This is a genomic window from Mucilaginibacter metallidurans (genome assembly GCF_003286435.2).
In the GTDB taxonomy this organism is placed as follows: Bacteria; Bacteroidota; Bacteroidia; order Sphingobacteriales; family Sphingobacteriaceae; genus Mucilaginibacter; species Mucilaginibacter gossypii.
Window position 1 is genome coordinate 783478 of the sequence record NZ_CP043449.1, and the last position, 12471, is coordinate 795948.

General features: G+C 44.3%; 13 protein-coding genes and 2 tRNA genes. 6 read left to right on the forward strand and 9 right to left on the reverse strand.

Annotated elements, in window-relative coordinates; genetic code table 11:
• Positions 1-59 precede the first annotated feature (59 nt).
• The gene (gene mug, locus DIU38_RS03435; protein WP_112654501.1) at positions 60-593 is read right to left on the reverse strand and encodes a G/U mismatch-specific DNA glycosylase; all 534 of its coding nucleotides are present in this window, start codon (positions 591-593) and stop codon (positions 60-62) included.
• Between the two features lie 327 nt (positions 594-920).
• Here mug and DIU38_RS03440 point away from each other — a divergent pair, with 327 nt between their 5' ends.
• The 3 genes from DIU38_RS03440 (at position 921) to DIU38_RS03450 (ending at position 3678) form a co-directional block, all read left to right on the forward strand.
• Positions 921-1433: an N-acetyltransferase gene (locus tag DIU38_RS03440; RefSeq protein WP_112654502.1), complete on the forward strand. Its 513-nt coding sequence runs from the start codon at positions 921-923 to the stop codon at positions 1431-1433.
• A 304-nt stretch (positions 1434-1737) separates the two neighbouring features.
• A complete protein-coding gene (locus DIU38_RS03445) occupies positions 1738-2643 on the forward strand; it encodes an aldo/keto reductase (protein WP_112654503.1) in 906 nt (301 codons plus the stop codon).
• Positions 2644-3225: 582 nt separating this feature from the next.
• Entirely contained in the window at positions 3226-3678 is a 453-nt protein-coding gene (locus DIU38_RS03450; RefSeq protein ID WP_112654504.1) for a DinB family protein, read from the forward strand.
• Positions 3679-4098: 420 nt separating this feature from the next.
• Here DIU38_RS03450 and DIU38_RS03455 read toward each other — a convergent pair whose 3' ends face one another.
• Positions 4099-4419, reverse strand: coding sequence for a hypothetical protein (locus DIU38_RS03455; RefSeq protein ID WP_112654506.1), 321 nt, complete (start codon positions 4417-4419; stop codon positions 4099-4101).
• A 13-nt stretch (positions 4420-4432) separates the two neighbouring features.
• A complete protein-coding gene (locus DIU38_RS03460) occupies positions 4433-4777 on the reverse strand; it encodes a hypothetical protein (RefSeq protein WP_112654507.1) in 345 nt (114 codons plus the stop codon).
• Here DIU38_RS03460 and DIU38_RS03465 point away from each other — a divergent pair.
• Positions 4772-5185, forward strand: a complete 414-nt coding sequence (locus DIU38_RS03465) for a hypothetical protein (RefSeq protein ID WP_112654508.1) — start codon at positions 4772-4774, stop codon at positions 5183-5185. The two genes, DIU38_RS03460 and DIU38_RS03465, sit on opposite strands and share 6 nt — an antisense overlap.
• On the opposite strand, the gene DIU38_RS03470 is transcribed toward DIU38_RS03465, so the two are convergent.
• The 5 genes from DIU38_RS03470 to DIU38_RS03490 all read right to left on the reverse strand — a co-directional run bounded on the left by DIU38_RS03470 (position 5162) and on the right by DIU38_RS03490 (position 7488).
• The gene (locus DIU38_RS03470; protein WP_112654509.1) at positions 5162-6139 is read right to left on the reverse strand and encodes an ISAon1 family transposase; all 978 of its coding nucleotides are present in this window, start codon (positions 6137-6139) and stop codon (positions 5162-5164) included. The two genes, DIU38_RS03465 and DIU38_RS03470, sit on opposite strands and share 24 nt — an antisense overlap.
• On the reverse strand, positions 6132-6488 hold the full coding sequence (locus DIU38_RS03475) for an ISAon1 family transposase N-terminal region protein (protein WP_112654510.1): 357 nt from the start codon (positions 6486-6488) through the stop codon (positions 6132-6134). Before DIU38_RS03475 ends, DIU38_RS03470 begins: the two co-directional genes overlap by 8 nt.
• Before the next feature lie 164 nt (positions 6489-6652).
• Positions 6653-6737 (reverse strand) — tRNA-Leu (locus DIU38_RS03480).
• 72 nt (positions 6738-6809) lie between these two features.
• Positions 6810-6882, reverse strand: a tRNA-Gly gene (locus DIU38_RS03485).
• Between the two features lie 123 nt (positions 6883-7005).
• Positions 7006-7488, reverse strand: a complete 483-nt coding sequence (locus tag DIU38_RS03490) for a regulatory protein RecX (RefSeq protein WP_112654511.1) — start codon at positions 7486-7488, stop codon at positions 7006-7008.
• 60 nt (positions 7489-7548) lie between these two features.
• On the opposite strand from DIU38_RS03490, the gene DIU38_RS03495 reads away from it, so the two are divergent.
• Complete coding sequence (locus tag DIU38_RS03495) at positions 7549-10011, forward strand: bifunctional UDP-N-acetylmuramoyl-tripeptide:D-alanyl-D-alanine ligase/alanine racemase (protein ID WP_112654512.1); 2463 nt, start codon at positions 7549-7551, stop codon at positions 10009-10011.
• Positions 10012-10535: 524 nt separating this feature from the next.
• Positions 10536-11126 (forward strand): DUF502 domain-containing protein, encoded by a 591-nt coding sequence (locus tag DIU38_RS03500; RefSeq protein WP_112654514.1) that lies wholly within the window; start codon positions 10536-10538, stop codon positions 11124-11126.
• 78 nt (positions 11127-11204) lie between these two features.
• Here DIU38_RS03500 and DIU38_RS03505 read toward each other — a convergent pair whose 3' ends face one another.
• Positions 11205-12458 carry a TCR/Tet family MFS transporter gene (locus DIU38_RS03505; RefSeq protein WP_112654515.1) on the reverse strand — a complete coding sequence of 418 codons (1254 nt, stop codon included), beginning with the start codon at positions 12456-12458 and terminating at the stop codon, positions 11205-11207.
• Between the last annotated feature and the right edge of the window lie 13 nt (positions 12459-12471).

Here is a 12471-nt window from a genome sequence, read left to right on the forward strand (position 1 = left end):
TTGTAAAGTAAAAATACCTATTAAAAATAGTCTTAACAAACTAAGGCCTTTTGTTGTTACTACCTTGAGTCTTTAATTATCGCAGGGTTTGAAATTGCCCCATATAATTCTCTGTAATGAATAATAAGGTCATTAAGTGTAAAGCCCCTGTTTAAACCGCTCGGATTAGGCAATACCCATACTTTTGCTGCGCAAAAGTCTTCGGGCTGGCCGCCCCATAAAACCTGCTTTTTACCCGAAAAGGCTATGTAGGCTGGCTTACCTAAAAAGGCGATATATTTTGGCTGATAAATGCTCATTTTAGTTCTGAATGCCTCAATCGCGTCTGCAAACTCGTGTTTAGAAAGCTCGTCGGCGCGCACGGTCGCCCTTTCTACAGCAGTGGTAAGCCCGTAGCCGAAATCGAGAATTGTGGCATCATTGAGTGGCTTTATCTCATGTGGTGTAAAGCCCGCCTGGTGCAATACTTTCCAGAAACGATTACTTCTGCCCGAGAAATGATGACCGTTCCATGCAGACTTCAAACCGGGGTTGATCCCGCAAAAAACAACGGTGAGATTATTTGCAATAAGATCAGGTAATAGTGGAACCATTGGCTTATATCAATATTGAACCTTTCAAAATTAAGTTAGTTTTTCCCTAAAGGAGTTATTAATCCGGTCAAATTTTATATAAAACGCGACAGATAAAAATACCACAGAAGCAGGTAAAAATACCATGATGTTTATGCCTTTGCCGGTATCTTCGGATGGATGCCAGATGCCACGAAGTGTTTAAATATCATCTTAAAGTAAGAAACGAAGGATGGCCGGAATCATAAAATTGTTGGCTTTTCTGATACCCCCCCAAAAGTAAAACGTGTTCAACTTTGCAGTCAGAAAAGGCAGTGGGGGATAGGCCATAAAGTAAAATTGAAAACTATGAAAATTGAAACAAAATTCGTTATTGGAAATAAACAGGGGATTGATGCGCTTGCTTTTGTTGCTGCTGCAACAGCCCGACAAAAGTTTGCAGGCAAAATTTCTGATCAGCAATTAGATGAATATATCAGCGCCAACTTTAATCCGGATGTATTGATGATTGAACTAAATAGCTTGTCCAATCAATATCTGATTATTTACCTGGAAGGCCAGCCTGCCGGTTATGCCAGAGTGACCTCTAAAGGAACACAGCCTCCAATGTTCGATGGGAAAACCCTGGCCCGTATAGCCGATTTTAATGTGTTGAAAGAATTTAGTGACGATGCCGTTATTAAATCATTGTTTGAAAAATGCCTTTCCCTCACGGCACGGCAACAGGCAATATGGATAAATGAGTATGAGTTTGATCCTTTTCTGGCCTTTTTTGAAAACTACGGCTTTAAAAGAAATAATAACATAGCGCTTGCTAAAGAGTTGCCGCTTGCGTCTGTTAGCCTTGTTAAAGAGAGCTGATTAAATAGCTTTTATACTACGATTGCCCATATACGGAAAGTGAAATACCCTTTCGGTTTAATATTTATTTTAATTGTTAAGGCAGTTTCCTTTAATCATTTGATCCGCTGATGGACCTGCGGAGATGTATATAGGAAGTGGCTTAAAAATATTCTGAAATTCAAATAGTTATATCTGATTTTCTGCCTTACTTTGTATTGCGGATTTGATAATATATAACAAGGTTGCCCGATGGCTGGGATGTTTTACACAAACACAGTTAACCGGGTAGCTTAATGTAAACTACAATAAATATATTATAAAAATGAAAGCAACAAATAATCCACTCGGTATGCCCGTCCTTGGGTTTGGTACCCTGATCCCCGACGCTGCTGAAACCATAATTGCTACAAGAAATGCGCTGAAAGCCGGGTTCCGGCATTTTGATTGTGCCGAACGTTACCGAAATGAGCGTGAGGTTGGTAAAGCCTTACAGGAAGGACTCGCCGCCGAAGGTTTAGTACGTGAAGATATTTTTGTTACCACTAAATTGTGGAACACCAATCATCGGCCCAATCGTGTGGAGGCAGCGTTTGAAGGGAGCTTGGAAAGGTTGCGGCTCAATTACCTGGATCTTTATCTTATTCATACGCCGTTTGCATTTCAACCGGGAGATGACCAGGACCCGCGGGATGAAAACGGCAATGTAATTTATGATGATCAAACATCCCTGCTCGATACCTGGGGGGCGATGGAAAGACTTGTAGATAGCGGCAAATGCCACGCCATTGGATTATCAGACGTTACACTGGCCGAGCTGAAGCCTCTTTATGAATCGGCAAGAATCAAGCCGGCTGCGGTGCAGATAGAGTCACATCCGTATTTGCCAGAGAACGAGCTGCTCGAGTATTGTAAGGAGAGGGGCATTGTATTTTTAGCTTTTGCTCCTTTAGGCCACGGGATAAAACCGGGGCCGCTTGAAGACCCTGCTGTTTTGGCGGTTGCTGCACGCATTGGTAAAACGCCGGCGCAAGTGCTGTTGGCATGGGCGCTGCAACGTGGCACAGCCGTGCTTACCACACCAAGAACTGAGGCCCGGGCAAAGGAGAATTTTGACATATCGCCGCTGCCCGAAGATGCGTTTAATGAGATCAACAACATTCAAACCCGACAACGCTTCAATGCCGTAGTGAAAACCGGTGTCCCGGGTTTTATAGCACGGGGTAATTGAATCAACCTGAGGGGATTGATCAGTATATTTATAGAGAATATCTCTTTACTTAAATCATTAAGTTTAAGAGGAATATTTTTGAATTTTGATAATCGGAGGCAGCAACATCAGTCATTTTCGTTAATCATCGAAAAAATAATTTGATATCTCAACTATGTGGTTATATAACCTATAACAATATGTGGAACAACATATTGTTATATCCAAATTTTCAGTGACCCGTTCATATACAATACTTACTTTCGGTTCGATCAAAAACGGCTTAGATATTTGAAATCGGCCTCAATCATCAAATAAGGCCACAAACCTCTTCAGGTCATCTATAAATTGGTTCGTGGGGACGACGGGTTTGAGTGCTATTTTAGGCAAGTTGTCAATTTTATTGGCAACTTTTTTTTATGGATTGAGTAATTGTGGATAATCGACTCTACCGCTTGAGATAATCACTATATGGAGTGATAGAATGACAGATCATGCATCGCATCCCCCGATCACCACTTCATACGCCAGAGAACCCGATAAGCTGCAATCCCGCTTGTTGATACCGGTTGCTATCGCTACCTTGTAAAAAAAACAAAAAATATGCTTACCGATATTTTGCTATCGCTCTTATGCCGCGACCTGAATAAACTGAAAGAAGAACTGGAACTTTACAGGGATGAAGCCAATATCTGGCTTATAGACGGCAGCATTCTGAATTCAGCGGGCAACCTGTGCCTGCATCTGGTTGGCAACCTCAATACGTATATCGGCGCAATTCTCGGCGACTCCGGCTACGTCCGTAACCGACCGGAAGAGTTTTCATTGAAATATATACCCAGAACCGAACTTGTTCGTAAGATTGAGCAAACGATTGCCGTTATCGAGGCAACACTACCGCTTGTCACTGATGCTCAAATGCAAAGCGAATACCCGCAGGAAATAAACGGTGGTAAACAAACGACCGGGTATTTTCTTGTTCACCTCGCTACGCACCTCAGCTATCACCTCGGGCAGGTCAATTATCACAGGCGGCTTCTTGACCGGAAAGAATGATACTTAGTAAATAAGTCAGAACAATTTTGCTTCCCCGCTGCGTTTTCCATATCTCGCGGGAACTTAGCTAAAAGTTTGACTTTGCTTTCCCATCGCCCGTACTTTTTCAATATGGGGCAGGTATTCATAGGGTGTGAAGGCGACCTGATTAACGGCGCTTTGTTTCTGTAAAGCCGCGGCCAGTTGCGGCCGCACACGGTATGGACAACGCCCGGCCTGAACCGTGGCCGGCGAAGCGCAGTAAGCGGCATCACCAGCCAGCACCGGCACTCCGGTCAGCCGCCCGGCGTATTGGAATATGCGATACTGGCCTCAAAAATTGCGTCGTCTTCTCTTTCCTCATTAAATAGTACCTGTCGGAGAGGGAAGATACGTCTATTATCCTTTGTGTAAAACCGGGTGAAACAGCTATTTTTTAGGCTATTTGTTCGTTTTTTCTTTATAAGGCAGGCGATAGCGTTCACTGAACAACATTTGCGACCATTCCCAAAAGCGCCAGGGCTTGATCGCAAACGTGCGGTACAGCCAGTTGTCGCCTTTGTCTTTTTCGGGATGTTCGCAAAGAAAATGCCCATAAGTCCTTATGCATCCTATAAAAGATTTTCCTTTTCCAGACTCTTCTGAATAAGTAAACGAAGAATCAAAATTTTGGTATTGATAGTTTTCTTGAACGAAGAAATTGAAGATTGGTAGATTGCTTATTAATAAGATCGCAACGATGATAATTAATGTTTTTTTCATTTCAATTCATTATTTAATTACATGGCCCTTTACTGAATGGCGTGTTACTCCCCGTTGTATTGACATTCGGATCGCCTTTTTGTTGCGCGATACTGCTGCCGAGCGCTGCGGGGGCGGGTACCGGGTGGGCGGGGTACAGGGATGAATAAGCAAAGGGGTTGGGGATAATGACGTTACCGGCCAGGCAGGCACTGTTAACAAAACTGGTGCAGTTGAATTCAGTGATGTCGTAGGTGGCGGGCGGGTTACTGATGTAATTGACGATCCTGTTGAAGTTTTCTGCGGTGACCTGGTAGGTGATGCTGACATTGTATTCCAGGTCGCCGCCATTGTCGACGAGTTTGGATGGGGCATGCATTTTATCGAAGCCGGTGGCGTCGGGGTAAAAGCCGACGGTCTGGGTGATGCTGGTGCCGCCGTTGGTTTTCGTCAGGCCGATGGCGGTATGGCCGACGCTGTTTGGGCCTACGTTGAAGGTGGTGCCGGGCCAGGGTTCCTGGACGTAGATGGTGATTTTCATGGTTGCGCCGTTGTCGGGTATGTTTTGAAAACATTTCATAAAGTCTTTGGGGTTGATTCCGTTTTTGCTTTCACCGGGAAGGTTGGAAACCTCGGGGGCGGGCGCAGGGCCGAAACCTCCTGCTGCGGGGGAAGCATCGCCGGGGCTAATGCCGGAAAACCCGCTGTCGCTGCCGCCGCTACTGCCGGCCCCAATGTCTACATAGGAGGTGGAACAGATCTGTCAGACTTTAGCGAGTCTGAATAGAAAAAAGGAAGTGTCTCTGACTCCTCTTAAAGTTGCCCTGAAAGCTTTCACCTTCGCATTGAAAGATTCTGCAGATGCGTTTGTACTTCTGTTGTCGAAGAAGTTTAAGATAGATTCATAATGTTGATGAACAGATCTGGCTACAGTTTTAAAAGCGTCAATATTTGCCGTTTCCACATCATTATACCAGATAGCCAGTTTTTTAAAGGCTATCACTTTGGTTTTACAGGTTGTAAATATCTTACCTAAGCCGATGGCAAGATTATAGGCTTTGAGCAATTCCGGATACATCGAAAAAAGCAGGTCTGCCCTTTCCTTTTGTGATAGCGTCCATTTCGAGCGGTGTTTGAACAATAAGTAGCGGCTTCGGGCCAGTAATTGTTTTAAAGTATCGCCATTACTAAATACTTCGGGCTGATAGGGTTGTTTGTTTTTCCGGGCCTGTTCAATCAGCTCACTTTCCGCATCAAGAGCTTCCCAGCGATACTTTATTCTTGCTTCCTGTACAGCATCATAAGCCAGCTTCTGTACATGGAACCTATCTACCACACGCACAGCATAATTAAAACACCTGCGGATAGCTTTGATCATATTAGCCGCCATGTCCATCGTTACTTCCTTTACCTTATTCCTTGACCTTAAGGGTATTTTCTCCAGCGCAGCTATGATCCGCTCAGACCCGGTGCCTTTGATCATCGCCACTATGGCTTTTTTATTCCCTTTGGCCTGTTTGTTAGTCACGATGGTATAGAGCTCCCCGTTGCTTAACGCGGTTTCATCTATACTCAGATAAGGGCCTATGTTATCTGCAAACAGCATCCAGTCCTCTGCATGCTCTTTTTGATCCCAGCTGTGGAAATCACTTAGGTGGTCTTTGTATTGCTGCCCGAGCTGCTTGCCGTCTACCTGGTATAACCGGCCTAATAAATGGCTGCTGATCGGGTAATTATCCAAATATTCCTTTTAAAAAAGTGCCGAATTCCGTTGTCATTCGCGCCCCTTTTCTTACCAAATCCCAATCTCTTGTGATGATCTCACCACTGGCCTTTACTTCCCATCTGCGCCTTTTTATACATAAGGCTACTTTATGGCCCCGGATAGGAAAATCCTGAATTGCTGTCTCTGGTAAGAATCCTTTCGACTCCAACTGTGATTTATCGTAACCAGAAGGTGCAAGATTCTTTTCTTCAAGGTAAATGTTCAATTGCCCATTCTCTGATGAGCGGACATCTATAAGTTCAAAATATTCTAATAGGCCTTCTGGTAAAATTAAACGGACGAGGGTTTCGTATGCTGATGACAAGTGGACGCGTGTTGAGTTTTATATCCACAAAGCAAATACTTTTTTTATTCCCCCACAAGAATTATGCTTGATCCCTTATTTGCGAATTTTGAGTGGGTTTAAAACAAAAAAAGCCCCAAATCATTGATTTTGGGGCTTTTTGAAGCACTTTGAGTGTGCTTTTGTACTCAGAGCGGGAATCGAACCCGCACTCCGTTTACGGGAACAGGATTTTAAGTCCTGCGTGTCTACCAGTTCCACCATCTGAGCAGCACTTGTCCCGATTTGATCGGGATGGAAGTTTTAAAAATAAAACCCTTCTTTTTATCAGGAAGGGCTTTGAGCGAAAGACGAGATTCGAACTCGCGACCCCGACCTTGGCAAGGTCGTGCTCTACCAACTGAGCTACTTTCGCATTGTTATTTTCCTCGCTTTGATCCGGCTTTCGTTAACCGGCTGCCTATCTCGTTTGCGGGAGTGCAAATATAGGCAGAAATGCATACTCTGCAAGGAAAATTTTAACTTTTTTTAAAATAGTTTATAACTTGCTGTTTTTCAAAATATCAGCTATCAGCTCAGCTTCAAATCCGCGACCAATGGCGTACTGCTGAAGCTTGTACCGGCGCTTCAGCTGGTTCTTCTCGTTTAGGGTAGCTTCTTTTTTTTGTAATAAGTGGGTCAAAGCAGTCAAATAGTCGTCAGGGTCAATAGTAAGGAGAGCTTTTTTGATCAATACGTCAGGCACTCGTTTAAGTTTAAGCCCTTGTTTAATTTTAATACGTCCCCAGGCTTTTTGGTTAAATTTACTTTTAGCATAGATCCGTGCAAAGCGTTCCTCGTTAAGGAAATTGCCCTCTATCAATTGGCTTATAATGCGTTCAACAGCGTCAGGCCATAGTCCCCACTCGTAAAGTTTGTCGCGTACTTCCTGCTGGGCGCGCTCCTGGTAGGCACAAAAGTGTTCGGCTTTTGCAAGGGCAACTTTCTCGTCAGTAATTTTAATTGATTTGGGCTGATCCATTTAAAAACCAAAATTCGTTAAAAATTATTCTATTTGTTTTAATATCTCCAAATTAGCAGCATGCCAACTAACCCGTACACCATAAGCGCTATAAAAAAGATCATCAAGGCAGATGGAAACATCGTTGAAGAATATACCATCAGTGCGCTTTTTACCGATAGCCGCCGGATCAACAACCCTGCCGAAGGCTTGTTTTTTGCCCTGAGCGGCAGACGCAATGGCCATGAGTTTGTTGCCGAAGCTTATGCAGGCGGTGTGCGCAATTTTGTGGTAGAACATGGCCCGGAGTTTAACCTGCCCGGCGCCAACTTTTTGATCGTACCAGATCCACTGGCTGCCCTGCAAATACTGGCGGCCTATCACCGCAGCCGCTTTAAGCTGGAGGTAATTGGTATTACGGGCAGTAACGGCAAAACTATAGTTAAGGAATGGCTTTACCAGCTGCTTTCGGCCGATAAAAATATTGTACGTAACCCTAAAAGTTATAATTCGCAAATTGGCGTGCCGTTATCCGTATGGCAAATCAACGACCGGAACGAACTGGGCATTTTTGAAGCGGGCATCTCCACGGTAAACGAGATGAATAAGCTGGAAGCTATCATTAAGCCCGAAATAGGGGTACTCACCCACATAGGCCCTGCGCATGACGAGGGCTTTGAATCGCCCAGGCAAAAGCTCCTGGAAAAACTTGGCCTATTCAAAAACAGCCGGCTGCTAATCCATAATTACGATCAGCTAATCGGTTATGAAAGAGATATCGCGGCTGAAGAAACCTTTACCTGGAGTCGTAAGTTCCGTGAAGCTGATTTGTATGTTTTCAGCGAGACGGTGATCTCTAAAAATTATTACTTTCGTGCCCGGTACCAGGGTAAAGAAATAGAATGCCTCGTTCCTTTTACCGACCAGGCCTCGATAGAAAATGCCATTACCTGTTGGGCTACTATGCTGGCTTTAGGCTACAGTGCTGTAGAGGCGGATAAGCGCATCGAGCGCCTCTCCCCTGTAAGTATGCGGTTAGAGCTAAAAAACGGCGTAAACAACTGTTCCGTTATTGATGATTCATACAATTCGGATCTGCAATCGCTGGAGATAGCGCTTAACTTTTTATCGCAGCAAAATCAACATCAAAAAAAGACGCTGATCCTGTCGGATATTTATCAATCGGGGCTGCAGCAGGATGTGCTGTACAAACAGGTGGCCGAATTGATCCGGGCCAAAAAGATTGATAAATTTGTTGGCGTAGGGGAGGCGCTGCTCGGCCATCAGCAATATTTTGACATAGCCCAACAACATTTTTATGCCGATACAGCCACTCTGCTGCAACAGTTAAAAGTGCTCAATTTTAAAGATGAAACCATCCTGATCAAAGGTTCGCGCAGTTTTGAGTTTGAGCAGGTGAGCCGCGCGTTGGCCCAAAAAGCGCATGAAACCGTAATGGAGATCAACCTGAACTCCTTACTAAACAACCTTAACTTTTATAAATCAAAGCTTAAGCCGGGCGTAAAAGTGATGGCTATGGTAAAGGCTTTTAGCTATGGCAGCGGCACTTTTGAGGTTGCCAATATGCTGCAATATAATAAGGTTGATTATTTGGCGGTTGCCTATATTGATGAGGGGGTAGCTTTACGGCAGGCGGGGATTAACCTGCCCATCAAAGTGCTTAACCCCGAAGCTTCGGCATTTGATAAGCTCACCGAATATAAGCTTGAGCCGGTAATTTACAGTTTTGGTTTATTAGATGATTTTGTGAGCTATGCTTCGGCACAAGGCATTGCCGGTTACCCGGTACACCTTAAAATTGACACCGGTATGCATCGCCTGGGTTTTGAAAATTACGAGATAGAAACCCTGTGCGATATGCTGGAGGTCAACCGTTACGTACGGGTGCAATCGGTATTTTCGCACCTGGTAGCAAGCGAAAGTCCGGAACACGATGAGTTTACCAAAAAGCAGATCAGGCGTTTTGAAAAGGCTTTTAAAGAAATAGAGCGCACACTGGGTTATAAGGTGATCAAGCACATCTGCAATACTGCCGGCATTATCCGCTGGCCTTCGGCACACTATGATATGGTTCGATTGGGGATAGGATTGTATGGAATCGACTCGTCGGTGCCGGGATCTGATGCGGGCTTGCAGCCTATAGCCAGTTTAAAAACCAGCGTTGCCCAGGTTAAAAAGATTGGAAAAGGAGACACAATCAGCTACGGGCGAAGTGGGAGCCTTGTTAAAGACGGGAAAATAGCAACTGTTCGTATTGGCTATGCCGATGGTTACCTGCGTGCCTTTGGTAAAGGCGTGGGTAAAATGCTGGTGAAAGGCACGCTTGTGCCTACCGTGGGCAACATCACTATGGATATGTGCATGCTGGATGTGAGCGGCCTTGATGTGCATGAAGGCGATGAGGTGATCATCTTTGATGAGCACCAGCGCATTGAAGAACTGGCAAAGCAGATAGGTACCATCCCTTATGAAATATTAACCAATATTTCGCAAAGGGTAAAAAGAGTTTACTTTTACGAGTAGAGCCTTAAGGTTAGCATTGAATATGTAAGACGTTAATCGCAAAGAATACAAATATCAGCCAAATGATTATTGGCGAAAGAAAACCAACGAGAACTTTGCCGGATGCAGATTGTGTGAAGGTTCGAAAAGACGAATCAGGAAGTAAACTTAATAAAAATATAGCCCCTTTGTAAATTGCGAAAATAAGCACCACTGCAATAATGAAAAATACTATAGGCGAATCCATAGCGGCAATTTACAAATTCCAACGTCATTAATAAAATTCTACCCGTCTATAGCGAAGCGTAAGGAAGTTGTTTTACATGCTTATGTACACATAATAATGTTTGAATTTTTTTTACGAGAATTTAATTTTCGACATTTTAAAAAAGGGTAAAATGAAGTAAAAAAAGGCCAAGCAAGGAATAAGATAAGATTTAAGCAAAATGAAACATTACTTCTCCGTTCCGGAAGTACGGTTTTTGATTTCAATTTTGTATCAATTTAAAAGAGTGTACTTTTACGAGTAGAAATCAGGGCTTAAAATGAACAGGTTAGCGCGGGCATTATTCAGGTATTTTGTAAAAGGGATGTTGGTGGTTGTACCGGTAGGCGCAGCTATTTTCCTGATGTACTGGGCGGTGGCCAGCATTGATAAGGCGCTTAACCTGAGTGATCTTTGGGTTGATAAAACCGGGAAGCACATGTATATCCCGGGTTTGGGGATCCTGAATGTGGTAGTGGTTATCATGATCATGGGGGTACTGGTTACTAATGTAATCACCGAACCAATTAAAGCCTGGTTTAAGCGGTGGTTTGCACGTTTGCCCATCTTCGCGTTTCTGTATTCGTCGATAAAAGATTTAACAGAAGCCTTTGTTGGCGAAGAGAAAAAGTTCAACGAACCGGTACTGGTTGAGGTTAATGAGTTCGGTTTAAAAAAGATAGGTTTCCTGGTTCAGAAAGACCTGGCAAAGATTGGCTTGCCCGGCGAGGTGGCTGTGTATTTTCCATATTCCTACTCGTTTGCAGGGCAGGTGATCATCATTGCTGCCGATAAGGTAAAACCGATGGATAAGAGTGCAGCCGATGTGATGAAGTTTGTGATATCTGGCGGGGTGAGCGGGTTGGATTAGCCCCCTCTAAATCTCCCCGGAAGGGAGACTTTCTTAAAGCTTCCCTTCCGGGGAGGGTTGGGTGGGGCTTGCGTGTTCCTACGGCAACACTTCCACCTGTTTTGAATCTGTCACCCTGGCTTTCTTGAAGCTTCTCACTGCCAAAAAAACAGCTATTAGCATTAAAATCGCACCCAAAATATATGGAGCGCCCGGAAAATAGGTTGAAGTATTACGATGGGTGAACAAATGAAACACCGAACTCATTAACAGGGGGCCGATGATTACTGCTAAACTACTGATACTGGTCAATGAGCCCTGCAATTCGCCCTGCTCTTTAGCTGATACTGTACTGGTAATCATACCCTGAAGTGAAGGACCCGAAATACCGCCAAGGCAATAAGGTACCATGAACACATACATCATCCAACCCTGGTTGGCAAAAGCAATGAGGGTTAAGCCGATGGTGTAAAATAGTAAGCCGGCTACGATATTTTTCTCCTGCCCGAATTTAGGAATGGTAAACCTGATCAGTCCTCCCTGTATGGCTACCAGCACAATGCCGATGAAGAACCCTAAAAAGCCAATGCTTTTCAGCGACCAGTCAAACTTTTCGGTTACGTAAAAGGATAACACATATTCAACAGCTTTTTGGGCGATATAAACCAACGAGAATGCTCCGATCAATCCGGTTAAGGATTTATATCGCGACAGGCTGCGTAATGAGCTGATGGGATTAGCCTTCTTCCATTCAAAGCGCCTGCGGTTTTTGATATTTAATGATTCGGGTAATACAAAATAGCCATACGCCGCGTTCAGGAGCGCCAGACCGGCCGCCAGCATAAAAGGGAACCGTACATTTAATGCACCCAAAAAGCTCCCCGTGCCTATACCAATAATAAATCCGAGCCCGGACGCGGCCCCAACTAAACCAAAGTTTGCCGCCCGGTTTTTACCTGTACTGATATCGGCAATGTAAGCGGTCGCCGTGGTATTACTGGCACCGGCAAAGCCTGCTATGGCACGGCCGATAAATAACCAGGCCACAGTAGGAGCAAAGGCCATAAAAATATAATCTATCCCAAAGCCAATAAGCGAACTTAATAATACAGGCCGGCGCCCGTACCTGTCGCTCAGGTTACCCAATAGTGATGAAAATAGGAACTGCATGGAGGCGTACGTGAACGTTAAATAGCCATTATATTGCGCAGCGGTGCTTACATCCATATTGCCCAGCTTTTCGAGCAGCGAGGGCATTACCGGTATAATGATGCCTAAACCAAGTACATCAATAAAAAGCGTTATGAAAATAAACCCTAAGGCGGCGGTATGTTTTTTAGGTTTGGCGCTCATTAATAATGATAAA

Bases quoted from the DNA above. Each gene is read 5' to 3' on its own strand.
- DIU38_RS03495 (WP_112654512.1), top strand. From the start codon at position 7,549: ATGCCAACTAACCCGTACACCATAAGCGCTATAAAAAAGATCATCAAG.
- DIU38_RS03450 (WP_112654504.1), top strand. From the start codon at position 3,226: ATGCTTACCGATATTTTGCTATCGCTCTTATGCCGCGACCTGAATAAA.
- DIU38_RS03465 (WP_112654508.1), top strand. From the start codon at position 4,772: ATGCATTTTATCGAAGCCGGTGGCGTCGGGGTAAAAGCCGACGGTCTG.
- DIU38_RS03505 (WP_112654515.1), bottom strand. From the start codon at position 12,458: ATGAGCGCCAAACCTAAAAAACATACCGCCGCCTTAGGGTTTATTTTC.
- DIU38_RS03445 (WP_112654503.1), top strand. From the start codon at position 1,738: ATGAAAGCAACAAATAATCCACTCGGTATGCCCGTCCTTGGGTTTGGT.
- DIU38_RS03440 (WP_112654502.1), top strand. From the start codon at position 921: ATGAAAATTGAAACAAAATTCGTTATTGGAAATAAACAGGGGATTGAT.
- DIU38_RS03490 (WP_112654511.1), bottom strand. From the start codon at position 7,488: ATGGATCAGCCCAAATCAATTAAAATTACTGACGAGAAAGTTGCCCTT.
- DIU38_RS03460 (WP_112654507.1), bottom strand. From the start codon at position 4,777: ATGCATGCCCCATCCAAACTCGTCGACAATGGCGGCGACCTGGAATAC.
- mug (WP_112654501.1), bottom strand. From the start codon at position 593: ATGGTTCCACTATTACCTGATCTTATTGCAAATAATCTCACCGTTGTT.
- DIU38_RS03455 (WP_112654506.1), bottom strand. From the start codon at position 4,419: ATGAAAAAAACATTAATTATCATCGTTGCGATCTTATTAATAAGCAAT.
- DIU38_RS03500 (WP_112654514.1), top strand. From the start codon at position 10,536: ATGAACAGGTTAGCGCGGGCATTATTCAGGTATTTTGTAAAAGGGATG.